19 protein-coding genes are annotated in these 25,858 nt (G+C 33.4%); 5 read left to right on the top strand and 14 right to left on the bottom strand.

Translation table 11 applies throughout. The features are described 5' to 3' along the window. Positions 1–105: 105 nt before the first annotated feature. From IMZ30_RS10115 to xerD, 11 genes are all read right to left on the bottom strand, one after another. Positions 106–915 carry an enoyl-ACP reductase gene (locus IMZ30_RS10115; RefSeq protein ID WP_207038186.1) on the bottom strand — a complete coding sequence of 270 codons (810 nt, stop codon included), beginning with the start codon at positions 913–915 and terminating at the stop codon, positions 106–108. 39 nt (positions 916–954) lie between these two features. Further along, positions 955–2,607, bottom strand: coding sequence for a DNA repair protein RecN (gene recN, locus IMZ30_RS10110; RefSeq protein ID WP_207038185.1), 1,653 nt, complete (start codon positions 2,605–2,607; stop codon positions 955–957). Between the two features lie 57 nt (positions 2,608–2,664). After that, positions 2,665–3,561, bottom strand: coding sequence for a DUF4835 family protein (locus tag IMZ30_RS10105; protein WP_207038184.1), 897 nt, complete (start codon positions 3,559–3,561; stop codon positions 2,665–2,667). Between the two features lie 45 nt (positions 3,562–3,606). Further along, positions 3,607–4,803 carry a bifunctional phosphopantothenoylcysteine decarboxylase/phosphopantothenate--cysteine ligase CoaBC gene (coaBC, locus tag IMZ30_RS10100; RefSeq protein ID WP_207038183.1) on the bottom strand — a complete coding sequence of 399 codons (1,197 nt, stop codon included), beginning with the start codon at positions 4,801–4,803 and terminating at the stop codon, positions 3,607–3,609. After that, complete coding sequence (locus tag IMZ30_RS10095; RefSeq protein WP_207038182.1) at positions 4,803–5,138, bottom strand: DNA-directed RNA polymerase subunit omega; 336 nt, start codon at positions 5,136–5,138, stop codon at positions 4,803–4,805. Before IMZ30_RS10095 ends, coaBC begins: the two co-directional genes overlap by 1 nt. After that, positions 5,128–5,949 (bottom strand): outer membrane protein assembly factor BamD, encoded by an 822-nt coding sequence (locus IMZ30_RS10090; RefSeq protein WP_207038181.1) that lies wholly within the window; start codon positions 5,947–5,949, stop codon positions 5,128–5,130. Before IMZ30_RS10090 ends, IMZ30_RS10095 begins: the two co-directional genes overlap by 11 nt. A 70-nt stretch (positions 5,950–6,019) precedes the next feature. After that, positions 6,020–6,901 (bottom strand): 4-hydroxy-tetrahydrodipicolinate synthase, encoded by an 882-nt coding sequence (gene dapA / locus IMZ30_RS10085; RefSeq protein ID WP_207038180.1) that lies wholly within the window; start codon positions 6,899–6,901, stop codon positions 6,020–6,022. Further along, complete coding sequence (locus IMZ30_RS10080) at positions 6,894–7,415, bottom strand: DUF6913 domain-containing protein (protein WP_207038179.1); 522 nt, start codon at positions 7,413–7,415, stop codon at positions 6,894–6,896. The genes dapA and IMZ30_RS10080 overlap by 8 nt, the downstream gene beginning before the upstream one ends. A gap of 91 nt (positions 7,416–7,506) precedes the next feature. Then, complete coding sequence (locus IMZ30_RS10075) at positions 7,507–9,366, bottom strand: peptidase M61 (RefSeq protein WP_207038178.1); 1,860 nt, start codon at positions 9,364–9,366, stop codon at positions 7,507–7,509. Between the two features lie 82 nt (positions 9,367–9,448). Further along, on the bottom strand, positions 9,449–11,452 hold the full coding sequence (locus tag IMZ30_RS10070) for a cation:proton antiporter (RefSeq protein WP_207038177.1): 2,004 nt from the start codon (positions 11,450–11,452) through the stop codon (positions 9,449–9,451). 59 nt (positions 11,453–11,511) lie between these two features. Further along, on the bottom strand, positions 11,512–12,408 hold the full coding sequence (gene xerD / locus IMZ30_RS10065) for a site-specific tyrosine recombinase XerD (RefSeq protein WP_207038176.1): 897 nt from the start codon (positions 12,406–12,408) through the stop codon (positions 11,512–11,514). 44 nt (positions 12,409–12,452) lie between these two features. Here xerD and aroQ point away from each other — a divergent pair, with 44 nt between their 5' ends. Continuing rightward, on the top strand, positions 12,453–12,869 hold the full coding sequence (aroQ, locus tag IMZ30_RS10060; protein WP_207038175.1) for a type II 3-dehydroquinate dehydratase: 417 nt from the start codon (positions 12,453–12,455) through the stop codon (positions 12,867–12,869). Between the two features lie 270 nt (positions 12,870–13,139). On the opposite strand, the gene IMZ30_RS10055 is transcribed toward aroQ, so the two are convergent. The 3 genes from IMZ30_RS10055 to IMZ30_RS10045 are packed head-to-tail and all read right to left on the bottom strand — an operon-like array spanning position 13,140 to position 18,447. Further along, on the bottom strand, positions 13,140–14,426 hold the full coding sequence (locus IMZ30_RS10055) for an amidohydrolase family protein (RefSeq protein WP_207038174.1): 1,287 nt from the start codon (positions 14,424–14,426) through the stop codon (positions 13,140–13,142). A gap of 1 nt (position 14,427) precedes the next feature. Then, the gene (locus tag IMZ30_RS10050; RefSeq protein ID WP_207038173.1) at positions 14,428–17,424 is read right to left on the bottom strand and encodes an amidohydrolase family protein; all 2,997 of its coding nucleotides are present in this window, start codon (positions 17,422–17,424) and stop codon (positions 14,428–14,430) included. A gap of 15 nt (positions 17,425–17,439) precedes the next feature. Then, positions 17,440–18,447, bottom strand: coding sequence for a DUF3810 domain-containing protein (locus tag IMZ30_RS10045; protein WP_207038172.1), 1,008 nt, complete (start codon positions 18,445–18,447; stop codon positions 17,440–17,442). A gap of 181 nt (positions 18,448–18,628) precedes the next feature. On the opposite strand from IMZ30_RS10045, the gene purL reads away from it, so the two are divergent. From purL to IMZ30_RS10025, 4 genes are all read left to right on the top strand, one after another. Then, a complete protein-coding gene (gene purL, locus IMZ30_RS10040; RefSeq protein ID WP_207038171.1) occupies positions 18,629–22,288 on the top strand; it encodes a phosphoribosylformylglycinamidine synthase in 3,660 nt (1,219 codons plus the stop codon). Beyond that, positions 22,288–22,788: a cupin domain-containing protein gene (locus IMZ30_RS10035; protein WP_207038170.1), complete on the top strand. Its 501-nt coding sequence runs from the start codon at positions 22,288–22,290 to the stop codon at positions 22,786–22,788. Before purL ends, IMZ30_RS10035 begins: the two co-directional genes overlap by 1 nt. 303 nt (positions 22,789–23,091) lie before the next feature. Then, the gene (locus IMZ30_RS10030; RefSeq protein WP_207038169.1) at positions 23,092–24,225 is read left to right on the top strand and encodes a hypothetical protein; all 1,134 of its coding nucleotides are present in this window, start codon (positions 23,092–23,094) and stop codon (positions 24,223–24,225) included. 25 nt (positions 24,226–24,250) lie between these two features. Next, positions 24,251–25,858: a BCCT family transporter gene (locus tag IMZ30_RS10025; RefSeq protein ID WP_207038168.1), complete on the top strand. Its 1,608-nt coding sequence runs from the start codon at positions 24,251–24,253 to the stop codon at positions 25,856–25,858.

Raw genomic sequence — 25,858 nt, 5'->3', positions numbered from 1 at the left:
TTAATTAGTTAACGAATATATAAAAATTAACTATTCGTTAAACTTTAAACCAAAAAAAAACTCCAAAAAAGGAGTTTTTTAACATAAAACCTATAACGTTATTATCTATTCAAATTTTTCAATGACTTCTTGACTAACACCAACATTAGAAAATCCACCATCGTGAAATAAATTTTGTAAAGTTACTTTTTTAGTTAGGTCTGAAAATAGAGTTACCGTGTAATCAGCACATTCTAATGCAGTTGCATTGCCTAATGGCGACATTTTCTCTGCATAGTTTATAAAAGCATCAAAACCCTTAACGCCTTTACCAGCAGTGGTAGGTGTTGGTGACTGAGATATCGTGTTAACACGAACCTTACGATCTTTACCAAAGAAATAGCCAAAACTTCTTGCAACTGACTCTAAGTAAGCTTTATTATCGGCCATATCGTTATAATCAGGAAAGACGCGTTGTGCTGCCATATAAGTTAAAGCAACTATGCTTCCCCATTCATTCATCGCGTCCTTTTTATGTAAGGTTTGCATAACACGATGAAACGACATAGCAGAAACATCTATGCCCTTATGCGTCCAATCATAATTTTGGTCGGTGTAGGCTCTACCTTTTCTTACGTTAATAGACATGCCTATAGAATGTAATACAAAATCAATTTTGCCACCAAGTATCTCTATCGATTCTTCAACTAATTTTTCTAAATCTTCAAGATTAGTAGCATCAGCTGGAATTATTTCTGCGTTAGTTTTTTCTGCGAGTTGCTTTATAGAGCCCATTCTCATGGCAATCGGCGCATTAGTAAGTACAAATGTTCCGCCTTCTTCATGAACGCGTTCAGCGGTTTTCCATGCTATCGAGTTTTCATCGAGTGCGCCAAAAATAATTCCGCGTTTACCCTTTAATAAATTGTAAGCCATATTTAAAAATTGAAATTTGAATTTGTAAAAGTAAAATTTTTATTGATGTAATAAAGATTTTGCATGTGAAACTGCTGAAGTTGAAGATTTTCCACCAAGCATTTCAGCGAGTTCTTCAATGCGCTCCTGAGTAGTTAAATTTTTAATCTGTGATGTTGTCGTTTGATTGATTTTTAATTTAAACACTTTAAAGTGTTCATTACCTTTTGATGCAATTTGTGGTAAATGCGTAATTGCAATAACTTGCATTCGTTGTCCCATTTCCTGCATAACATCAGCCATTTTAGTTGCAATTTCACCTGAAACGCCAGTATCAATTTCGTCAAAAATCAAGCTCGGCAAATGCTGTTTCTTCGATAACAGAGCTTTTAAAGCTAATGTAATTCTAGAAAGTTCTCCACCCGAAGCAACTTTTGAAACAGCTTGCATATCATGACCCGCATTAGCTGTAAATAACCAATGAAACTCGTCTGCACCATGTAAATTAAACTGTCCTGTATATTGAGCTGAAATTGAAAACTTAGTTTCTGGCATTCCTAAGTTTGATAAGGTTTTTTTAATTGAAGTTGAAATTAGCTCAGTGACTGATTTACGTTTTTCAAATAAACGTTTGGCTGCTTGTTTCAGTTGAAGTTCGGCAGTGGCAATCTCTTGATTAACTTCATCTAAGTCGAGATTAGCGTTTTGAGACGCTTCAACTTGTTCTTGTAAGTGGTTTCTTATCTTGATCAGCTCTGAAACATCTTCAACTTGATGCTTTGTTTGTAATCTGTGTAAATCATTTAAAGTTGCCTCTAAAGCTGATTTCAACTCTGGATCATTTTCAACTGTTTCAAGATATTTATCAACCTCTTGCTCAATATCTTCTAATTCGATTAAACTACTATTAACACGTTCAAAAACAGCTGATAGACTATGGTCTATTTGAGTGGCAGTTTTCAGTTCTATTTGAAGTTGCCGTAGCTGATTGGTAAGACCGAGATCTTCATTGGACAGTAATTGGTAGGCAGTAGAAAGTTTTTCTTGCAAAACTTCTACATTGTCTAATTTATGTTTTTGCTGCTCAAGCTCAGCTTGATTAATTGTTTCTAATTTTAGCGCCTCAAGTTCTTCAAGTAAAAATAAATTATAATCATAATTCTTTTGGGCTTCTAATTGACTAGCTTTGAGTTTGGCTAACTTTTGCTTTAGCTGATTTAAATTTTGGAAGGCAACTTGGTAATCTTGCCGCTCTTTTTCACTTTTAGCTATTGCATCTAGAACTTGATATTGATAATCTTGCTGGGTGATGCTTAAGGTATCGTGTTGTGAATGTATATCAATAAGATGCCTGCCTAATTCTTGAGCTTGTGATAATTTTGCGGGTGTGTCATTTATAAATAGTCGTGATTTACCTGATGGTAAAATTTCGCGCCTAATGATTGTATGAGCGTCGTAATCAAGGTCGAGTTGCTGAAATAAAGTCTTTAATTTGTAAGCCTTAATTAAAAATTCACCTTCTATAATGCATTTATTAGCATCATTTTTAATTGCAGATAAGTCTGCTCTTTTACCTAGCAACAAGCCTATGGCGCCCAGTAAAATTGATTTACCAGCACCGGTTTCTCCTGTAATTGCCGTAAAACCAGTTTTTAAATTTAATTGAACATCTTCAATTAAAGCGTAATTTTTAATGATTAACTTTTGTAACAAGCCCTTAAGTTTTGACTGTAAATTTACAAAACCAGCATCAATTTATCACTTTAAAATTTAAGATTTGATTTGGCGCCAAGATCTACTATGAATTGGAGCCATTTTTTGCAACGTATTTTTAATGGCTTCATGATTCTCAGGATTGCCATTACTAAAAATTTCAAGTATTTCGTTAGACTTAGCATCAAAAAACGTACGAACCAGAATAGAGTTTGGCCTACGACTATTAACTGCTTGAATATCATTTAAGGCTGAAACTATTTCAGACTTAGCTGAATCTGAATCGGAGTAAAACTGATCTAAACCTAAACGGTGATAGCCATAAAAAGCTTGCCTAAATTGCTGGAAGTTGTTAGATAATAAATCCCTATTAAGCGCTGCCCTACTATTTGCATTTCCTGAAATTAACCAACCTGAACCACGTTGCTGAGAATAATTTACAATTTGGTTAGCTTCTTCAAAAAATGAATTTCCGCTAAGCTCTTCAAAACTATCGGCATCTAAGCCTAGAATCGTTTTTAAATAAAATGAAATAACTGAAACTAGATTATTTTCAAAAGTGTTTGGCGAATAATTAAAAACTTGAAATTCCTTATAAGTAAAGCTAAGATCGTTATCTTTAAAATTAAAAATTGGTGAAGATTTATCACTACCAAAAATAGGTCTTGATGCCTGAACTTGTAAAGAGGCTTGAAATTGATTATTATTAAAAGACTTTACTATAATAAAAAAACTACAATTAATTTTTTGATGGTTCTCTAATTGATAAGATGACCATGAATTTCTATTAATAAACTCAGTTAATTGCTGCTCTAATGTCTTAAAAACCGTGAGTTGATTTTTGCCAGTTTGTTGCGCATCGACAACAACTTCAGCATTAAATTCTTGAGCTTTAATTTTTGAAAAACAAATCAGGGCTAGTAAAATAAAGCTAAATTTAGTTGAATTAAGCATGAGTTTTTTTTAAGTCGATTATCTATGATTTAATATTTTTCTAGTTTACAAAAACTTTTCGGTAATCAACTGAAAAATTTTTTGTGCAAGCACTTGTTTAGAATGCTGACCTAAATTTATTTGTTCTTTATTAGACAAGAAGTATAAATTATTTTGATCTGAACCAAAAACAGGATTGGTTTCGCTAAAAGTATTCACTAATATGGCGTCAGTATTTTTACGCTTCATTTTATCGCGTGCGTATTTTAAAGCGTCTTGTGTTTCGAGTGCAAAACCTATTAAAACTTGCTGATTTTTAGTTTTACCCATATAACTTAAAATGTCAGGTGTCTTTTTAAAATTAATATTTAATAATTGGTCTGACTTTTTAATTTTATGAGCATTAACTTCTACAGGTGTAAAATCTGAAACAGCTGCCGCTGCAATAGCCAAATCTTGGTTTTTAAAATTGCTTTTAACTGCATCTAACATTTCTTGAGTTGATTCAACTTGAATAATTTGTAAGTTAGGATGTGACAATTGTAAAGCAGTTGGTCCTGAAATTAAACAGACTTCAGCTCCTAGATTTAAAGCAGCCTCAGCAAGTGCATAACCCATTTTACCACTAGACCTATTACCAATAAACCTAACAGGGTCAATTGACTCATAGGTTGGCCCAGCTGTGATCAAGATTTTTTTATTGTATAAACTTAGCTGACTTTGAAGGTGACTTGAAATAAAATTCAGGATTTCTTCAGGTTCAGCCATTCGCCCTTCACCAGATAAGCCACTAGCCAATTCACCCACGCCAGGCTTTATAAAAATATTGCCAAAACCAGATAGTTTCTCCAAGCTTGCTTTGGTACTTGGATGTTTATACATATCTAAATCCATTGCTGGTGCAAAATACACTGGACATTTAGCTGAAAGATAAGTTGTAAGCAATAAGTTGTCTGCATTGCCATGGGCCATTTTAGCTAAGGTATTAGCTGTTACCGGTGCAATTACCATCAAGTCTGCCCAAAGCCCAAGTTCTACATGATTAGTCCAATTACCATCTTCATCTTGTAATTGATGGTAGACTGGAAATTCAGAAAGTGTGGCTAAGGTTAAAGGCGTAACAAAATCAAGTGCTTTTGGAGTTGTAACCACCTTGACATGAGCACCTGATTTTTTAAGTAGTCGAAGTAAGAATATAGATTTATAAGCGGCAATTCCACCTGTAATACCAAGTAATATTTTCTTGCCGCTTAACAAATGCATTAAATCTCTTCGCTTTCTTTAGTATGACGGTAGTATATTTTATCTTCTAACCACTCTTCTAAAGCTAAAGCATGTGGCTTAGGTAAACGCTCGTAAAACTTAGAAACTTCAATTTGCTCTTTATTTTCAAAAATCTCTTCTAAGCTATCGTTATAAGTTGCAAATTCGTCTAATTTTTCCAATAATTCACGCTTCATCTCCGTATTAATTTGGGTTGAACGCTTAGATACAATTGAAATTGCTTCATATATGTTGTTGGTAGGAGCATCAACAGCATTTTTATTAATTGTTGTCGTTGATACGGGAGCGTTAGAATCTTTAATATTAGTTTTCATAAGCTTTTTTGTTTAGTCTCTCGTTAATATCGTTTAAATAGTTTGTTGCCAGTTCAGAAAATTCACCTTTAGGGTAATAGCGTAAATAATCTTCAGCATAAATCTTTGCGGCCTCTAAACGTTCTTCTGTTAAAGAACGTAAACTGTTAATCGCCAAAATGTAGGCTGACTCAAATTTATAAAAGTAGGCCTTTTCTTTAAAAGGTGTGCCTGGATAATCTAAGATATAATTATCTAAAGCTTCAATTGCAGCTTTATAGCGTTCAGTATGATGATATTGCTTAGCAATTTCGTAGTATTTTTTATCGAGTTTAGTTCTTAGCTCTAAAACAATATCATTAGCTTCAACGAAATAAGAACCTTCTGGATAAACATCTATATAAGTTTGTAGTTTATCGAGTGCTTTTTGAGTTTGCGACTGGTCTTTGCTATAAACTGGCGAAACTTTGTAGTAGCTTTTAGCTGATTTAAAGATGGCTTCTTCAGCCTTTTCGCTTGTAGGATAAGATTGTGCAAAACGCTCAAACAAATAAGCAGATGTGTAATAATCGCCATTCAAATAATAAGCATTTGCATTCATGTAAGCTAAAATCTGGCCTTGAGGTTTACCTCTATACTGTGGTAATATTTGTTCAAATAAACGTATCGATTTAGTGAAGTATTTTGATCGACCTGTTTCAACGCCTTTTTCGTAAAGCGTTTTTGCTAAATCGTATTTTGGTGCAGGTTCTTCATTTTTTAAAACCTTTTGATACTCGCTACAACTTGATAAAAATAGGGTTGCAATAAGTAAACTAACTATATACTTCATCTAAATTAAATATTTTGCAAAATTACTGATTATTATCTAATTATAAAAACGCAATATTTCAAAGCTTATTTTACAAACCATCGATAAAGGTTTTTAATTCTGTTTTTAACTGCTTCGAAGCTTCAACTAATGGTAACCTCACGTTAGCTTCAGCAAGATCTAAATGCTTGAAAGCTGCCTTAATACCAGCGGGATTTCCTTCTTTAAATATTAATTGAATGCCATGCATAAGTTGATAATGCAATTCGAATGCTTTATTAACATCTCGTTTTAATCCGTAATTAACCATTGCTGAAAATTCTTTTGGAAAAGCTTCAGCCATGACTGATATAACTCCAGCACCACCAGCTAAAACCATTGGCAAGGTGATCATGTCGTCACCAGAAATCACTAGAAAATCTTCAGGTGTATCTCGAATTAAAGTCATTGCTTGCTCTAAATCGCCAGCAGCTTCTTTAATTCCTATAATTTGGTTAAATTCTTTTGCTAAGCGCACGACTGTCGAGGGCTGCATGTTAGAGCCTGTACGACCTGGAACATTATAAAGAATAATTGGTAAATCACAAACTTTTGCCAAACTTGCAAAGTGCTGATAAATGCCTTCTTGTGTCGGTTTATTGTAAAAAGGAGACACAGACAATATAGCATCAAAGCCATCCAACTTTGTCGATTTTATATCGGTTAATAATTGTTGAGTATTATTTGAGCCAACACCTAAAACCAAAGGCACCCGATTTTGGTTAACCTCAATAATTGTTTGTTTAACACGCTCTTTTTCTTCATTGGTCAAGGTGGCACTTTCAGCTGTTGTGCCAAGAACAACAATATAGTCGATACCATTATCTATTTGGTAGTTTACCAACCGCTCTAAAGCTCTATAATCGACTGATAAATCTGATTTAAACGGCGTAACTAATGCAACACCTGTACCTGTAAACTTTGAATTATACATATGTAATTTTACTTATATAGTTTGAAACTTCTTTAAAAAACTGGTCTGGCTCTGATTCTGGTACTGAAACTGAAAATTTATTTGGATATCCTTCCGTAACTCCTATATTAAAATGAGCTGAAATCATTGAGTTGATTAATTGAAGATAAGACACATTTGAAGGATAAAAGTTGAAACAAAAATGATAAGGTTGATTTAAACATTTTTGAAGTGATTCGGTTTTTAAGTTTGCCAACAGGTTGAAGTCTTTAGGCGAAATAAATTGTAAGTTTTCAGTTGATTTCTCTCTCAAAACAGCTATACTTTTTTCGCTTCCAAAGCCTATTAAATGTAACTTAAAGTTTTTAGAGTCAACAAAATATTTTTTAAAAGATTGCTTAAGTTGCTTAAAGTTTGTATGCTCTACATGAAACAAAATTATAGCTCGGTTATGATTTAGCTTCTGTATTCTATTTAGCGAAGAATTAGATTTAATTTTCCTTGAAATGAAGAACTGCCTGATAGTTTTTCTCATAATATTCGTGCTAAAACAAAGCTAAGCATAATTTATATATCAAAAAAAGTCCAAAAATAAATTTGGACTTTTTAATTATTGTAAAAACAACCTAAGACTTCAACCAAGCTTGTCTTAGCTGATAAGCTTCAGTTGATGGCTCTAAATCTTTTGCCTTTAAAGTTGATTTTTCAATTTTTGGTTGCTCTAATTTTGATTCGAAACTAAGCTCTTCTCCATCTCGAACAACTATCATTTTAAAGTCTTCTCCTACTTTCCAGCCCATAGAATTCATGATTAAATTTCTAATGTTATCTAGATTGTATTCTGTACCATTAATGCTTTTTATGATATCGCCAGGCTTAACACCAAGATTTTCAAAAAAGGTATTCATTGGGTAAGATTTTCTAAAAAACACCTCTTTTGTACTCTGGTTAACATTAATAAAAGGTGTTTGGCCATTTAAAAAGTAGCCTGTATTAGCCATATCAGTGGCTTGTTCTAAACCAACTTTTTCAAAAAATAATTCAAAATCTAGCGGCGTTGTTCCTGAGATATAAGTGCTAAAGTAGTCTTCAATTTCAGGGTAAGTCATTGTAACGATATCATTAAATAATTCATCATCATTAAATGGTTGCTCTTTACCATATTTAGAAATTAGTTTTTTCATAAGGTCTAAAATACCCATTTCTCCGTTGCTTAACTCACGTAGCTTTATGTCTAAAGTCATACCAATTAAAGCGCCTTTTTGGTAAACATTGTAATAGCTATCTTTATAATCCTCTTCAAGTATATTTTCACTCATTTCTGTAAATGGCATTGTACGATCAAAAGAAGCTGCCGTACTAATTTTATCATTTATGCGGTTATAAAACTCTTGCTCTGAAATAAGCCCTTGATTAACTTGAAATAAATTAGCAAAATACTCAGTTACACCTTCATACATCCATAAATGCTTAGACATTTTAGGATCGTTGTATCCAAAATAGTGCACTTCATTAGAGTGTATATTTAAAGGAGTGATAATATGAAAGAATTCATGAGAAACAACGTCAGTCATTGTTTGCTTGAGTTGCTCTAAAGGCATAGTTTCAGGTAAAACCACAGTAGTCGACGTATGGTGTTCTAAAGCACCAAAACCACGAGCATCGGTGGCTTCCATATCAGACAAATACAGTAAAATAGAATATACTGGCGTATTATCAATATCGCCCAAAAAGGCTTTTTGAGCCTGAATCATTTCTTCTAAAGCGGGTTTTAAGTCGTTTGTAGAATAAGTTTTATTAGGCGAATAAATACTTAATTCAACTTGCATACCTTGGATATCAAAACTTGTTGTATCTGGTTTTGCGTACATAATTGGGTTATCAATAATACCGAAATAACGATTTGTAACAAATTCATCAGTGGTATAATTAACGTCCTTCATTTGGCTAGCTACAGGAAGTGAAGTTGAAGCTACTAATTTATTAGGTCGCTTTATTTCTAGCTGATGTACTTCTTCTTGCATGCCTTCAAAATAACCTACAAAACCATGTAAATTAAGCATAAAATGTTCATCAGCTACAATGTTTGTTCCAGCTGGAGAAAACACATCGCCTTCACCTTCAATATCATAAGTGTCATTAACTAAGTATTGAACCTTGTCTAATTCCTTAGCATTATTAATTTTCCAAGAGTTTTGGTTGAGTTGTGTTACAGGTAAAGTTTCTCCATCATATGAAATAGCTGAAAACCCTTCAACAAACTGTCCATAGTTATTAATGGCATAGGTTCCAGGTATTGTTTTTGGAATAAAAAAGGTTATCGTTTCAGTTGAAATAACACCTGGATCATGAATTACTTTAACTTGATCGTTTTCTATATTCACTAAATCTAAGCTAATATTAATACCAGATTTTTCTTGTTCGGGTTTAATATTACAAGCAATGAAAAGTAAGCTTGATAAAACTAAGAGACTAATTTTTTTCATGTAGTTGATTTAAAAGTTGAATTTATATTTTATTTATTTTTATTAACTAATGTATACGTCAAAATTATTAATAATTGTTACACTAAAGTTTTACAATTTTATTCAATTCGTTAATCTTTGCTGGTGTGCCAAAAATGTAAATAATATCGTCGACGCAAATTTTGGTATCAGGTTTTATTTCATCGATATATTTACGACCACGTTTAATTGCTAAAACAGTTAAATTGTAGTTTTTACCAATGCCTGAGGCTTCAATTGTTCGGCCTACTATTGGGTTATCGCGATGTTGTACATGCAATGTAGCCACTTCTTTATTCGGTATGTTCAATTGCTTAAAAACGGCTTTTTTAGACACCGGTTTTAAACTGGTTAGCACTTCATAATCTGCAGACCGAATTTCAGTTACAATGTTAGCTATTTCATCTTGTGTAACCATATACTGTTTCAGTACGCGGGTAAATATTTCGATAGAAGTTTCAAATTCTTCTGGAATAACTTCATCGGCACCAATTTTCATGTTTTCTTCAATTTCTTTTACAAAGCGTGTTCTAACGATAATGTAAACTGTTTGTGAAAATAAACGGATTGAAGAGATGATGTGTTTTGTAGCTTCTGGATCTGAAATCGCAATAACAACAACTCTAGCTTTTTGTATATTGACGTGCTGAAGAATTTCAGTTTGTCCTGCGTCACCAAAAACAATAGGTTGGTTATTAGCTTTAGCTGCTTCAAACTCTTCATAATCCATTTCAACAATCACATAGGGAATATCTATTTGCTGTGTAACTCGTGAAATATTTTTACCATTAATTCCATATCCAACAATAATAACGTGATCTTCCCATTCATGAAAATGGTCATTTTCATGAGAACTCATATCGATTTTCTGGGCATTTAGACGTTTTCTAACCTGTTTTGGGATAGGAACTGTCAGTAAAAAACGACTCATTTTTTCAGCCTTATGAATAAAAAATGGGGTTAATGCCATTGTAACTATAGAAACTGCTAAAAAATATTGGTATAAATCTGGTGTAAGTAACTCATTTTGAACACCAACTGTAGATAGTAAAAGTGAAAATTCACCAACTTGCAGTAATGAAAAAGCACCTAAAAATGCTACTTTCGGAGTTAATCGTAATAATCGAGATGTTAGTAAAACAACGAGTATTTTAATAATTAAAACAACTAAAACAATAAGCAATATATAATGAAAATGAAGCGCAAAAAATTGAATATCAAGTAATGACCCAACAGATATAAAAAAGAAACTGATAAATATCTCACGAAATGGTAGAACATTTGCGGTGGCTTGATGACTGTATTCGGACTCAGAAATAATTAAACCTGCAAAAAAAGCACCTAATGCTAATGATAATCCAACAGCGCTTGTTAACCAAGCTATAGCAAAACAAAATACCACAGTTGCTAATATAAATAACTCCTTACTTTTAGTTTTTACAACAGCTCTAAACACCTTAGGTACAATATATCTCTGCAAAATAAAAACAACAACTCCAAGACCAATTATTTTAAGCACCAACATTAAAACTGTTTCCCAAACATCTGGCGTTTTACCTGCTAAAATTGGTGTTACTAACATCATAGGTACAACAATGATATCCTGAAAAATCAAAACTCCAAGAGACAAGCGCCCTTGTGGAGATTGTATTTCACCACGTTCTTGTAAAAGTTTTAAAACTATTGCAGTACTACTCAAAGCAATTAAAAACCCAATAAAAATTGAAGTATTAATACTTAAACCATAAATTGTAGCAAATAAAGCTACTATTGCAATGGTTAGTGATACCTGAGCTCCACCGCCTAAGAATACAGTTTTTTTAATTTTCATGAGTCCGCTGAACGAAAGCTCAATACCAATTACAAATAATAGAAATATAATACCAATTTCTGACAGTAATTCAACTTCATGCTGTGAGCTTAACAGATTAAAAGCATTTGGACCAACAATAATACCTGCTAACAAAAAGCCAAGAATAGAGGGCAATTTCAGCTTTTGAAAAGCTAAAATAATAACTATTGAAATTCCTAAAACAACAACAATCTCTTTTAATAATGGTATTTCCATGATGCAAAAATAAGCAGTAATCAAACAAACAAGTTATGATTACTATAAACTTTTATAAATTATGTTCTAGGATGAAATTTCTCTATAGTCTCGCGCAAATGAGATTGGTTTAAATGCATGTAAACCTCAGTTGTGGTAATACTTTCGTGACCTAACATTTGCTGTATAGCACGTAAATCGGCGCCATTTTCTAGTAAATGTGTCGCAAATGAATGCCTAAAGGTATGCGGACTAATTTTTTTTTGAATATTTGCCTTTTTTGCAAGTGATTTTATTATGGTAAAAATCATAGCTCTTGATAACTGTTTACCACGCCTATTTAAAAACAAAACATCTTCATAACCAGACACAATTTGCTGATGATTTCTAACATGTTTTCGATATAACTCTACATATTTAATAGTGTAATCGCTAATCGGAACAAAACGCTGCTTATTGCCTTTACCCACAATATTTATAAAAGATTCTTCAAAATATAAATCTGAAATACGTAGGTTTACCAATTCGGTAACTCGTAAACCACAACCATATAACAACTCAATAATCGCTTTATTTCGCTGACCTTGAGCAGAAGATAAATCAATAGCAGCTAAAAGTTGATCAATCTCATTTAAACTTAAAGTATCTGGTAATTTTCGGCCAATTTTAGGCGCTTCAATTAAAGCCATCGGATTATCTTCTCTTAAATCTTCAAAAACCAAGTAATCAAAAAAGCTCTTTAAGCCAGAAATTAATCGTGCTTGACTTCTGGCATTTGCAGATTTTGAATAATGATAAATGAAGTCTCTAATCACTTCGACTGAAATTTTTACAGGACTTACTTCTACATTGAAATGATCTAGATAATTTTGCAACTTTTCAACATCTAATTGATAGTTAACTACTGTGTTATGTTGTAAACCACGTTCAATTTTCAAGTAATTAACAAAGTCCTTAATTGCAGCTGACCAATTCATGAGGCATGATATATTTTTGTAACTTAGCTTAATAATTTAATCGCATGAAGATACATATAATTAACGGGCCAAATTTAAACGTTCTTGGTAAACGAGAGCCAGAAATTTATGGATACACAAGTTTTAAAGATTATTTTACAGAACTACAATTTAAATATAAAAGTATAGAACTGTCTTACTTTCAATCAAATATTGAAGGTGAACTCGTTTCTGAACTTCAAGAATGTGATGATGTAGATGGTGTTATTTTAAATGCAGCTGCCTACACTCACACTTCAGTTGCTATTGCCGATGCCATCAAAACGATCTCAACACCAGTGGTTGAAGTTCACATTTCAAACACTCATCAACGTGAAGACTTCAGGAAACATTCTTTTATTACACCTGTTGCATTGGGTTGTATTCTTGGCTTTGGCTTAAAAAGTTATGAGCTTGCGATACAAAGTTTTACAGACGATTAACTTATTTTAACCCGACTTATGCATCAGAAAATCTATTACGGCCCGAAACTACTTGAAAATCAACATTTCATTGGTGTTTTTATATTTACCATAGCGGTGCTATGCTAAATCTTCCAAGTCACCTGATTTTATAGTATTTTCGAACTTCATCACAAAGTTCTAATGCTTAAGTCGGGTTTATTAAAACAATTAAGTTTAAAGATTTTGTTATAAAAAAACCTCGAAATTAATTCGAGGTTTTTTATTTAAATGAAGATTAAGAAACAAAAATTAATCTCTATATTTATTGGAGTAACGCTTATATAACTCGGTTTGATGAGACTCTAAGCTAATGTCACGTCCTTGAATAAAGGCTCTTTGTAGCTTGTTTCCTTTCATATCAAGCGCATCACCTTCACTAATAAAAAGAGTGGCATCTTTACCAACTTCTAATGAGCCTATTTGATCCTCAACACCAAGTATCTTAGCTGTATTTAAAGTAATCATCTGTAGTGCTAATTCTTTATCTAAACCAAATGCTGCAGCTGTACCCGCATAAAATGGTAGATTTCTAGAGTTCATACGTTCCATCTGCCCACTACCTTCTAAAGCAACTAATAAACCTGCATCATGAAGTAACTTAGGTAATTTATAAGGTAAATCATAATCATCATCTTCAAAATTTGGAACTTGGTGCACACGTTGAACTAAAACAGAAATATCTGCAGCTTTAAGTTCATCAGCAACTTTATAAGCATGGTAAGCACCAACAATGGTTAAGTTAGGAAGATTCATTTTTTCTTTAAAACTAATGACATCACGAATTTCTTTCTCGCCATTTACATGAACAAACAAACGTTTTGAGCCGTTAAAAACGCCTTGCATGGCTTCCTTCTCCAAATCACGATCGTTTGTTCCTGTATATACCTTAGCTGACTTAAAGTAAGTATATAAATCTTCAACTTCGGGTTGGTAGTTTTTATTTTGTTCGTAACGACGATTAGGATCATACCAGTTACCACTTCGTCTAAAACCATTGGGCCAATTAAGATGCAAAGCATCATCTTCTTTAATAATAGCGTCTTCCCAGTTCCATGCATCAAATTGAACAATAGAAGAAGTTCCTGAAATACGGCCACCTTGAGGAGTAATTTGTCCCATTAAAACTCCATTAGGACGCATACTTTCAACTACTTTGCTTTCAGTGTTATAAGCGATGATACTCCGCACGTGTGGTAGCATTTTACCAAGTTCGTCTTCATCATCTGTAGCTGCTACCGCATCGATTTCAACTAAACCTAAAGTTGAGTTAGGTGCTATAAAACCAGGGTAAACGTGTTTTCGTGTTGCCTCAATTGTTGTTCCCTTGACTTTTGATTGATCGGTGCCAACGTAAGTAATGATACCGTCTTCAAAAACAATAACTGCGTTTTTTAACACCTCACCATTACCAATATGGGCTGTTGCATTAACAATGCTAATACTTTGAGATTGTTTTGGTGCAGGCGTTTGCTGTGAAAAAGTTAGTGAAGTACAGCATAAAACCAGCAGTATTAATAATTTATTGGGTAATTTCATATTAATTGTGTTTATGGTTAAGGTGATCTAAACTATCACAGTGTAAAAATTCTTTTTCTTTCTTTTTAATTGGCTGAGTTTTTAAGCCTTTATTTTTTGCTTGCATCATTTGATTGATCAAGATATTGCGTTCATTTTTTATTTGTTCTCGCATTGCTAAATCTTTTTCTAAATCGAAATAAACAACACCTTCAATCATTGTTTTTTCTGGTTTTGCATAAATACTTAACGGATGTGCATTCCATAAAACCAAATCGGCATCTTTACCTTCTTCAACCGTTCCTACGCGGTCTTCAATATGAAGTAGTTTTGCTGGATTGGCAGTAACAAACTTCCAGGCATCTTCTTCAGAAACATCACCGTATTTCATGCTTTTTGCTGCCTCTTGATTGAGTCTTCTTATCATTTCGCCATCGTCTGAATTAATGGCTACTGTTACGCCTTGTTCATGCATAATGGCCGCGTTAAAAGGAATGGCATCGTTAACTTCATATTTATAAGCCCACCAATCGCTAAAAGTTGAACCACCAGCTCCATGAGCCTTCATTTTGTCGGCAACTTTATAACCTTCTAAAATGTGGGTAAATGTGTTCACATTAAAATCAAACTGATCTGCAACCTTCATCAACATATTAATCTCGCTTTGCACGTAAGAATGACAACTGATAAAGCGCTCACTATTGATAATTTCAAGTAGAGTTTCTAGCTCCTCATCAACACGATAAGGCTCACCAGAAGCTTTTAATTCGCCGTATTCTTTTGCTCTTGTAAAATAATCAATAAAAACTTGCTCTACGCCCATTCTACTTTGTGGAAATCTAGAATTGCCGCCCCAATTTGATTGTTTAACATTTTCACCTAAAGCAAATTTGATGAATTTTGGTGAGTTATCGTAAATCATTTCTTCGGCAGGTTTACCCCATTTCAATTTTAAAATAGCTGAACGACCACCAATAGGATTGGCGGAACCGTGCAACAACTGAATTGTAGTAACACCACCAGCTAATGACCTATAAATACTAATATCATCTGGGTTTACAGCATCTTCCATTTTAACTTCAGCTGATGAATTATGGCCACCTTCATTTACTGAACTTGCAGCAATATGGGAATGCTCATCGATAATTCCTGCGGTTAAAAATTTTCCCGTAGCATCGATCACTTCAGCACGACGACTTTTTAAATCTTTTCCGATTTTTTCAATTTTACCATCTTCAACTAATAGGTCATAACCTTCTAATTTTCCTTGTTGGCTACCTGTTATAATTGTAGCATTTTTAAATAAAATTCGTTTTGACTCTGGGTTTGGTGTTGATAAACCATAAGCCATATTAGGATAAGTCACCGGTAATACCTTAATATTGTTTTCTGAGTCCTCCTTTTTAGAATCACTTTTATCCTTATTAGCTTTTTGCTCAACTGAAGTTTTTTTGGTAGCTGTAAACTTAGATTCAGCTCCATTTGCTAAAACTGCTTTACCGTTTATTTGATTTGTTTGATTGCTTATTTTAGCTGAAAGTACATGATATTTATTTTCATTTTGAGTTTCAAGTGGTATAATTAAATTAAGCCAGTCATTTTCAAAACTTAATTTAGTATTAAATGTGGTACTCGAATTTTTAAGCGTGGCTTTAAATGATTCTCCTTTTTGAGAAATAGACAAGTCATACTCATTATTATCAAACGTTAACAAATAGTCTCCTGAGATATCAATTTGATCTATATCACCATATGTAAATCTATGTCCTTGCACCCAATTTTCTAAGATTTTGGTGTCTTTAGCAAACAACTCATTTGATGTAATAATGAAGTTAGCTATTTTTCCTTCGTCAAGTGTACCAAGCTGATTTGAAACTTGAAGAATTTGCGCAGGCACAGTAGTTAAAGCCGCTAAAGCTGTAGCTTTGTCAAGTCCTAATTTAACTGATTTTGCTAAGTTTTTGTGTAGTGTGCTTGGCGATTTTAAGTCTTTAGTGGTAAAAGCAATTTCAACACCATTATCAGCTAGCATCATGGCATTATTTGGTGCTTGTTGCCAATGCTTCATATCGCTTAAACTCAAATAATCACGCAGATAAGAATCTTCAACATCATAAGCCTTAGGGTAGTTAACTGGTAATACGAATCTAGCATTAGTTTCTTTAATAGTTTGAACACGTTTATATTCATCACCACTACCAATAATAGTATATTGAACACCAAATTGATCTCCAATTTTATCTGCTCTTAAGGCGTTTAAATAATCAGAAACTTCAAAAATTTGTGGTAAATTTTCATTTTTTATAAAAGCTTCGATAGCCAAATCTTTTTCTGAAATCAAGCCATTTTTGTAAGCTTCGGTATCATGGTAAAATTGGCGTAATAAAGCCGTGAAACCCATAATTGAACTTGGATAAGCTTGGCGAGATTGCTGGCTTTTATCGAAAGCAAAGTATTGTGCTGAATTTGATTTGAGTAAATTTTCATTAACATTTTCTCCATACTTCAAGGTATATAAGGCACTTGTACCTCTTAAAAAAGCATCTGTAACATGTGTATTTACAGTTCCAAAACCAGCTTTACGCATGGCATCAGCTTTTTTCTCATCGAATTTGAAGTGTGCTGTTGCATCTTGGTCTGGTCGTACATGATCATTCCAATAATAACCGCTTCTATTAGGGTTATATTGTGGCTGAGATGTTCTTGGTGCATTTGGAAGATCTTTAATTCCAAAACCTGAATATAGCTCAATAAATGAAGGATAAATATGTTTTCCTTTAGCAGAAATAATGACCGTATTTTCAGGAAACTTGCTATCGCCAAGACTAACTATTTTGCCATCTTTAAACAATAAGCTTGAATTTTCAAGAGTTTTAGATGGGCTCACGTGTATGATAGCATTTGTAATTGCCACATAATTTGATGTTTTAGCTTTAACGCCTTTACTATCAGGAAAATAATCCTGAGCAAAGCTGCTAAGCCCTAAACAGCAAATCAACATAAATAAGTAATGTTTCATAGATTAAAATTTAAATTAAAATAATTGATAGGTGTTATGATAATTAACTAAAAGTGCGGTTACATAACTATAAGTCTCAATGCCTTTAGGCTGATTGTTAGCCTTCAAAAAGTTACCGTAAATTTGCTTCATAATTACTTCACTAGGACCTTGATACTGCTCCCAAAATTGGCGAGAAGCTTTGTAATTCTCAATAATTCCTTGATTAACATCGGCTAACATCACTTCAAACAACTCAGGGTCGCGTTTATAGATATCATTTAGACTATATTTTAAAGCAAAAGTTAAACCTGCGTAGTTTAAATATTTATGTTTTGAATTAATACAAACTAAAGCAGAAATAAAATTGGCTTCATTTTCTTTTGCAAAACCCAATTGATGACTCACTTCATGAGCCATTGTTGTTGGCCACTTGTATTGGGGCATTAAACTATTAAACTGTGCTTCTTTAGTAAATGGATTTAGATAACCACTAAAACCAGCATAACTCAATGGTAAAGACCATAATGATGACTTTATATTTTTGACTGGATATTTAAGTTTATTCGGAAAGTTAGATGGTTTTTGATAAGCTTCAAATACAAAATTTTGCATTTCAGACTTAGAAAAGTTGAAGTTAACAGCCAATGTATCATTCTCAGAAATACTTAAGTGACTTGCGTTTGCCACTTCAATAAGTTCACATGTAAATTCAACAAGTGCTTCAGTTGAATATTTTGATGATAATTCAAGTTGCTGATTTAAAGGTCGCCTGTAATAATTAAAACCCCAGAAAACATTAAATAAGGTATAAAACAATGCACAAAAGCCTAAAAAGCTAATAAAGCGATTTAACCGATTTCTCCTAAATTTAATAAATCGATAAATCAATACCACTAACCAAATAACCAAAAATAGGTAAAACACATCTCCAATTGAAAAAGGTAACCAAGCTAAACTATACAGTTGTAAAGTTGATAAAACTTCAAAAACAGGAATATAGTAAAGTTCTAAATCATCAGGATGAAAGTTAAACCACCACATCAAACCCCATTGAAGTGGCAATAAGCATAAAAAAAATACTGCTATCTTTATTGATTTAGATATATTGTTACGGTTCAAAATCTATTTTTCTGTAATTCTTCAAACTTACACATTTTAGGTAATTCTTCATATTTTTATTGTATTTTTGAGGGCGTCATAACACAACATTAAATTCACCACTATGGTAGTTTTTTTCAAAAGCCGAAAGACGCACTTATTCGCAGTTAAAATCAATAAACGTCCTGATTACGAAACCATCAAAAAGCTAAAATGGCTCTTTGGTGATGCTTTTTTTATCGATAAAAAAGAAGTTGAAGGAAAATTTATTGGTCCGCGTCAGGTCATGATTACTCCATGGAGCACTAATGCAGTTGAAATTACCCAAAATATGGGAATAGATGGCATTTCTCGTATTGAAGAATTTCATGAATTTGAAGATAACTCAACTGAGTACGATGCCATGTTATTTCAAAAATACCATGATTTAACCCAAAGTATTTTTGAAATTAACACGACACCTGAAGCAGTAAAATCGATTACAGATATTGAAACCTACAATAAAACTGAAGGTTTAGCACTAAGCCCTGAAGAAGTCGATTACTTAAAATCATTAAGTAAAAAAATTGAAAGACTATTAACTGACGCCGAGGTTTTTGGCTTTTCGCAAGTCAACTCTGAGCATTGTCGCCATAAAATTTTCAATGGTACCTTCATCATTGATGGAAAAGAAAAAGAACACTCATTATTTAAACTCATAAAGTTAACCTCTGAGATAAACCCTAACGGCATCGTTTCTGCATACAAAGACAATGTTGCTTTTTTAAAAGGTCCAAAGGTAGAACAGTTTGCGCCTCAACGCCCAGACCAAGCCTCTATTTACGAAGCAAAAGAATTTAATTCGGTCATTTCCTTAAAGGCAGAAACGCATAACTTCCCAACAACTGTAGAGCCGTTTAATGGAGCTGCTACAGGTAGTGGTGGCGAAATTAGAGATCGACTTGCTGGTGGTAAGGGATCAATTCCATTAGCAGGAACAGCGGTATACATGACGCCTTATTCAAGGACAGGAAAAAATCGTTCTTGGGAAAACAAGATAAAGGAACGTGAATGGTTATACCAAACGCCCTTAGATATTTTAATAAAAGCCTCTAATGGCGCATCAGACTTTGGTAATAAATTTGGACAGCCGTTAATTTCTGGATCGCTGTTTACTTTTGAACATGAAGAGCATGAGCATGTTTTAGCCTATGATAAAGTGATTATGTTAGCTGGTGGTATTGGCTATGGCAAAGCAAATCAAGCCTTGAAAGATACACCTCAACAAAATGATGATATCATTATTTTAGGCGGAGATAATTATAGAATTGGTATGGGTGGCGCAGCAGTTTCTTCTGCAGATACAGGTGAATTTGAAAGCGGTATTGAACTTAATGCTATTCAAAGATCGAACCCAGAAATGCAAAAACGTGCTGCGAATGCTATTCGTGCAATGGTAGAGCTTGATAAAAACCCTATTAATTCAATTCATGATCACGGTGCTGGCGGCCACCTTAATTGTCTCAGTGAATTAGTTGAAGACACTGGCGGTAAAATTGATATTAGCAAACTCCCTGTAGGCGATAAAACCTTATCAGCTAAAGAGATTATTGGCAATGAGTCTCAAGAACGTATGGGATTAGTGATGCCTCCTGAAGAAGCAAAATTCTTAAAAAAAGTAGCTAATAGAGAACGCTCACCAATGTATTTTGTAGGTAAAGTCACTAACAATCACCGCTTTACCTTTAGTAATTCTATGAGTGGTGAAACACCAATGGATTTAATGCTTAGTGATATGTTTGGAAGTTCTCCAAAAACAATCATGAAAGATCAACATCAAGTCCGAAAATTTAGCGAACTTGAAAAACTGCAACCAGAATTAATTTATTCTTATACCAAAGATATACTTCAGTTAGAATCTGTAGCATGTAAAGATTGGTTAACCAATAAAGTAGACCGTTGTGTAACAGGTCGAGTCGCTAAGCAGCAAACACTAGGTGAATTACAAATTCCACTTAATAATGTTGGAGTAATGGCTCTAGACTACAATGGTAAAAATGGCATTGCAACTTCCATTGGCCACTCTCCTATTTCAGGGTTAATCAATCCTATCGCTGGTGCTAAAAACTCAATCGCAGAAGCTTTAACCAATATAATATGGGCTCCTTTAGAACATGATTTAAGTTCAGTGTCTTTATCAGCAAACTGGATGTGGCCATGCAATAATCCTGGTGAAGATGCTCGGCTTTATGATGCGGTTGAAGCTGTTTCAAATTTTGCAATTAATTTAGGCATTAACATTCCAACTGGTAAAGATTCTTTGTCAATGAAACAAAAATACAAGTACAAAGAAGTACTTTCACCAGGAACCGTAATTATATCAGCTGCAGCCAACTGTCACGAAATTACTAATGTAATTGAACCTTTATTAAACCCAAACGCAGGACAGATTTATTATTTAGATTTATCCAAAGACAGCTACAAATTAGGTGGCTCAGCATTAGCGCAAAGTCTTAATAAGATTGGTCAAGATGCCCCAAGTATCAAAGATGATGCCTATTTTAAATCTCAATTTAACGCCATACAACAATTAATTAAAGCTAAGAAGATTACAGCTGGTCATGATATTTCATCAGGCGGATTAATTACGTGCCTACTTGAACTTTGCTTCGGAAATCTTGACTTAGGTGCTGAATTAGACTTATCTCTAATTAAGGAAGATAATCTATTAAAATTGCTATTTGCTGAAAACAGCGGACTGGTTTTTCAGTCTAATCAAGATATTTCAGCTGAAATTGAAGAACTAAATTTAAATGCTATTCCGATTGGTAAAGCCAATTCAACTGGAATAATTTCAATAAAACACCAACAAGAAAAACTTCAATTCAATATTTCAGATTACAGGAATATTTGGTTTCAACGTTCATTCGAGTTTGATTGTGAACAAAGTGGAAAAATAAAAGCTCAAGAACGCTTTGAAAATCTTGAAAAAGCACCACTAAAATTCAAGTTCCCAACACATTTTACAGGAAGAAAACCAAATTTGCCTCAACAAAAAATTAAAGCAGCTATTTTGCGAGAAAAAGGATCAAACTCTGAACGCGAAATGGCACGAGCTATGTATTTAGCTGGTTTTGAGGTAAAAGATATTCACATGACCGATTTAATGTCTGGTGCTGAAAATTTAGAGGATGTTCAATTCGTAGCGGCAGTTGGCGGTTTTTCTAACTCAGATGTTTTAGGAAGTGCTAAAGGTTGGGCTGGTGCATTTAAGTACAATGAACATGCAAATCTTGCCCTACGCAACTTCTTTAGTCGCGAAGATACCATGTCTTTAGGAGTTTGTAATGGATGCCAGTTGTTTGTAGAACTAGGCTTATTAAATCAAGGTGACCAACTGAAACCACAATTATTACACAACGATTCGCATAAATTTGAATGCCAATTTACGGCCGTAACAATTCAGGAATCAGCTTCAATTATGCTTAAAAACCTAGAAGGCAGTACATTAGGAATTTGGGCTGCACACGGTGAAGGCAAGTTTCAGTTTCCTTATGAAGAGCATCACTACCAAATACCTGCTAAATATCATGCAGAAACCTATCCTGCTAACCCAAATGGATCTCAGTACAATTCTGCTATGTTGTGTGATGAAACAGGTCGACATTTAGTAATGATGCCTCATCTCGAACGCTCCACATTTCAATGGAATTGGCCTTATTATCCTAATAATAGAACAGATGAAGTTACACCTTGGTTAGAAGCTTTTGTAAATGCTAAAAACTGGTTAGAAAAGACTCAATGATGCCCTCAAAACAAGATTTAATTGAACAACTCCAACTAGAAAAACACCCTGAAGGTGGTTACTATAAAGAAACCTATCGTAGTAAGATAACTATTAAAAATGAAAGTTTACCATCTGAATTTACTTCTGTTAGAAGTGCAAGTACTTGCATATATTTTATGTTAACTTCAGAAGAATTTTCTGCATTTCACAAAGTTAACCAAGATGAAATATGGCATTTTTACTTAGGTAGTCGTATTTTACTTCATATGATTTCACCTCAAGGCAAATATTCTAAAATTAAAATTGGAACAGACTTTTCAAATGGTGAAATACCACAATTTGTTGTTCCTGCTCAGCATTGGTTTGCGGCAGAAGTTACTCAACCTAAAAGCTTTGCGCTTGTGGGTTGTACAGTTGCGCCAGGTTTTGATTTTAAAGACTTTAAATTAGCCAAAAGAAAAGAACTTCAACAAAAATTTCCAAAGCATCAAGCATTAATATCAAGATTAACCCGATAAGTTTATAATTGAAAACAAAAACTTGCGCCATTTGTCAAGAAGAATTTGAAATTCTATATAGAATTCAAATTAAAAAAGGGAAATCATGGATATTTGCATGCAAATCTTGCGTTGAAAAACAAAAAGTAACCAATTTAAGTTATAGGTATGGTGGAACTTGGAAAGGCAAACGGCATTAAATTAGTCTTATAAATTCTATTAGAAACTCATTCGTTTGAGTTTAAAAAACAGTTTACAGCTTAGCAATTTAATTTTGATTTCATTAATATTTATTTATTTTCGGTTTTAAGTAATAAATAATTTATGAAAGTAAAATTACTTTTTTTGTTAATATCGCTCTTAAGTTATTCACAAGATAATCCTGTCGTAAATGTTGGAGGCGCACTGCGTTACAACTATCTTGTAAGTTCATGGGACTCTGAACAAAAAAATATTGGAGGAGATTTCGTGTATGATTTTATAAGAATAAATGCAGAAGCAAAATATAAAGATGTCTACTTAAATGCAGAATACAGACATTACGCACCAGGTTTTGGAGGCGGCTTTATGAAACAAGGTTGGATAGGCTACAAGATAAACGAAAATGAAGATATACACCTTGGTTTAACACAAGTACCATTTGGAATTCAAACTTATAATTCACATAATTGGTTTTTCAATCTAACATATTATGTCGGCTTAGAAGACGATCATGACTTGGGCCTTAAATACATGAATTTTGGTGATAAGATTGAGTATCAATTAGCATTCTTTAAAGGTTCTGAACTTTATAGCTTAGGTGGGTCAAGAGAAGTAAACCCGGAGCGATATGCTTATGACATTGTAGGCAGAAATAAAGAAATTAACCAATTTAATGGCAAAATTGTCTATAAAACAGGGCAGAAATTCAAGCAAAGATTGGGCTTTTCTGCTCAGTATGGCGGACTATACAATATTGACACCGAAGAAGTAGGTGATCATTATTCATTAGCAATTCATCATGAAGTATTTTATAAAAGATGGAACTTAAAAACGTCTCTAATATCCACAAGACATAACCCTATCAATGCAATGAACGAAAGCAGAGATATCGTAAGAATGGGTGCTTATGGATTCCCTTATGATATAGCTTCAGATTTTGAAATGTATACAGCTGCCATATCATATGATTTACCAGTTGATATTGGTCCGATAAGTAATCTTCAATTTTACAATGATTTCGGATACATGGATAAAAGAGTTGATAGTTTTAAGGATTCTGCAATGAATGTTACTGGTGTTTTAGTCTCGGCTGGAGATGTTTACATTTATATAGACTATGCATTAGGATACAATCATTCTTGGTTTGGTGGAGATTTCACTAATGAACTTGGCGCAGGAAAACCAGATTTAGATTGGGAAGCAAGATTTAATATTAATTTCGGATATTATTTCCTTACAGATAACAAATCAAGATAACCTATAAATTTATAAACAAATATTTATGTCTCAAAAAATTACAAGAAGCGATGAAAAGAAATCAATTTTTGGATTAGAAATTAATGGTCCTGTTTTCTTTTCATCGACAATATTAATAATTATTGGAATTGCACTTACTCTTATTTTTGGAGAAGCAGCCGAAGATATTTTTAACAAAGTTCAAAATCAAGTTGCCGAATTTGGTGGCTGGATATTTGTAATGAGTGTTAATGTATTTTTAATATTTATTCTTTTTTTAGCTTTTGGAAAGTATGGCAAAATAAAACTTGGGGGAAGAGATGCTGAACCAGAATTCAAGACATTATCTTGGTTTTCAATGCTTTTTAGTGCTGGTATGGGTATTGGCTTATTATTTTGGAGTGTAGCTGAACCTGTAACCCATTTTGGAAATCCACCTAGTGCCGATGCTAATTCAGTTGCTGCTGCTAAAGAAGCTATGAATTTCACTTTCTTACACTGGGGCTTTCATGCCTGGGCTATTTATGCTTTAGTAGGTTTAGCTCTTGCATTTTTTACATATTCAAGAGGTTTACCGCTTACAATTAGAAGCGTATTTTATCCATTTTTAGGTGATAAAATTTATGGTATAATTGGTGATATTATAGATATTTTTGCCGTTCTGGCAACTCTTTTCGGTTTAGCAACCTCATTAGGCCTAGGCGTACAACAAGTTGCAGCTGGACTAGAACAGGTCTTGGGTCTTAGCTCAGGAATTACAACTCAAGTTTTACTCATTGCTGGAATTACTGCTATAGCTACAATATCAGTTGTTTTAGGCGTAGACAAAGGTGTAAAAATTCTAAGTGAGTGGAATGTTAGAATTGCTGTAGTTTTACTTATTTTAGTCGTTATTTTAGGTCCTACACTTTTTATTTTTGAAAGTTATCTAGAAAATATTGGTAATTACTTTAGCAGTGTTGTAGAAATCTCTCTGTGGAATGAAAGCTTCTCTAATGGAGATTGGCAAAATAGTTGGACGTTATTTTATTGGGGTTGGTGGATTGCTTGGTCACCTTTTGTTGGAACTTTTATCGCTAGAGTCTCAAAAGGAAGAACCATCAAAGAATTTGTATTAGGTGTACTTATAGTTCCTAGCCTACTTACTTTTTTCTGGATTACAGCATTTGGAACCTCAGCATTAGACATGATTTTAAACGGTAATGAAACCATTGCAAAAGCCGTTGATAATGACGTTTCAACAGCACTTTTTATCTTTTTTGAAAATTTTCCATTTACGATAGTATTAAATGTTGTTGGAATTATTCTAATTATGGGATTTTTTGTTACTTCATCAGACTCAGGATCTTTAGTCATAGATAGTCTAACCTCTGGCGGTAAAATTGAAGCGCCAGTCGGCCAACGTATTTTTTGGGCTGTAACTGAAGGAACCGTTGCAGCCGTATTATTAATTGGAGGCGGACTTGGTGCTTTGCAAACTGCTTCAATAGCAACTGGTTTACCCTTTGCTATCATTCTTCTTATCATGTGCTTTTCGTTGTATAGAGGCTTAAACGATGAAGTTAAAAAACGAGAAAAATCTAAAGAAGACCATCAAAGAAAAGACTATGAAAAAATTGTAAGTAACATAATTAAAAAAAGAATAAAAAAATAG

Source organism: Psychroflexus sp. ALD_RP9 (assembly GCF_017311165.1).
Lineage (GTDB): Bacteria > Bacteroidota > Bacteroidia > Flavobacteriales > Flavobacteriaceae > Psychroflexus.
This window is presented reverse-complemented; position numbering and strand designations above follow the sequence as displayed.

What these genes read in the sequence shown, in the direction of transcription:
- IMZ30_RS10115 (WP_207038186.1), bottom strand. Translation starts at nt 915, where the DNA reads ATGGCTTACAATTTATTAAAGGGTAAACGCGGAATTATTTTTGGCGCA.
- IMZ30_RS10105 (WP_207038184.1), bottom strand. Translation starts at nt 3,561, where the DNA reads ATGCTTAATTCAACTAAATTTAGCTTTATTTTACTAGCCCTGATTTGT.
- coaBC (WP_207038183.1), bottom strand. Translation starts at nt 4,803, where the DNA reads ATGCATTTGTTAAGCGGCAAGAAAATATTACTTGGTATTACAGGTGGA.
- IMZ30_RS10095 (WP_207038182.1), bottom strand. Translation starts at nt 5,138, where the DNA reads ATGAAAACTAATATTAAAGATTCTAACGCTCCCGTATCAACGACAACA.
- IMZ30_RS10090 (WP_207038181.1), bottom strand. Translation starts at nt 5,949, where the DNA reads ATGAAGTATATAGTTAGTTTACTTATTGCAACCCTATTTTTATCAAGT.
- dapA (WP_207038180.1), bottom strand. Translation starts at nt 6,901, where the DNA reads ATGTATAATTCAAAGTTTACAGGTACAGGTGTTGCATTAGTTACGCCG.
- IMZ30_RS10080 (WP_207038179.1), bottom strand. Translation starts at nt 7,415, where the DNA reads ATGAGAAAAACTATCAGGCAGTTCTTCATTTCAAGGAAAATTAAATCT.
- IMZ30_RS10075 (WP_207038178.1), bottom strand. Translation starts at nt 9,366, where the DNA reads ATGAAAAAAATTAGTCTCTTAGTTTTATCAAGCTTACTTTTCATTGCT.
- IMZ30_RS10070 (WP_207038177.1), bottom strand. Translation starts at nt 11,452, where the DNA reads ATGGAAATACCATTATTAAAAGAGATTGTTGTTGTTTTAGGAATTTCA.
- xerD (WP_207038176.1), bottom strand. Translation starts at nt 12,408, where the DNA reads ATGAATTGGTCAGCTGCAATTAAGGACTTTGTTAATTACTTGAAAATT.
- aroQ (WP_207038175.1), top strand. Translation starts at nt 12,453, where the DNA reads ATGAAGATACATATAATTAACGGGCCAAATTTAAACGTTCTTGGTAAA.
- IMZ30_RS10055 (WP_207038174.1), bottom strand. Translation starts at nt 14,426, where the DNA reads ATGAAATTACCCAATAAATTATTAATACTGCTGGTTTTATGCTGTACT.
- IMZ30_RS10050 (WP_207038173.1), bottom strand. Translation starts at nt 17,424, where the DNA reads ATGAAACATTACTTATTTATGTTGATTTGCTGTTTAGGGCTTAGCAGC.
- IMZ30_RS10045 (WP_207038172.1), bottom strand. Translation starts at nt 18,447, where the DNA reads ATGTGGTGGTTTAACTTTCATCCTGATGATTTAGAACTTTACTATATT.
- purL (WP_207038171.1), top strand. Translation starts at nt 18,629, where the DNA reads ATGGTAGTTTTTTTCAAAAGCCGAAAGACGCACTTATTCGCAGTTAAA.
- IMZ30_RS10035 (WP_207038170.1), top strand. Translation starts at nt 22,288, where the DNA reads ATGCCCTCAAAACAAGATTTAATTGAACAACTCCAACTAGAAAAACAC.
- IMZ30_RS10030 (WP_207038169.1), top strand. Translation starts at nt 23,092, where the DNA reads ATGAAAGTAAAATTACTTTTTTTGTTAATATCGCTCTTAAGTTATTCA.
- IMZ30_RS10025 (WP_207038168.1), top strand. Translation starts at nt 24,251, where the DNA reads ATGTCTCAAAAAATTACAAGAAGCGATGAAAAGAAATCAATTTTTGGA.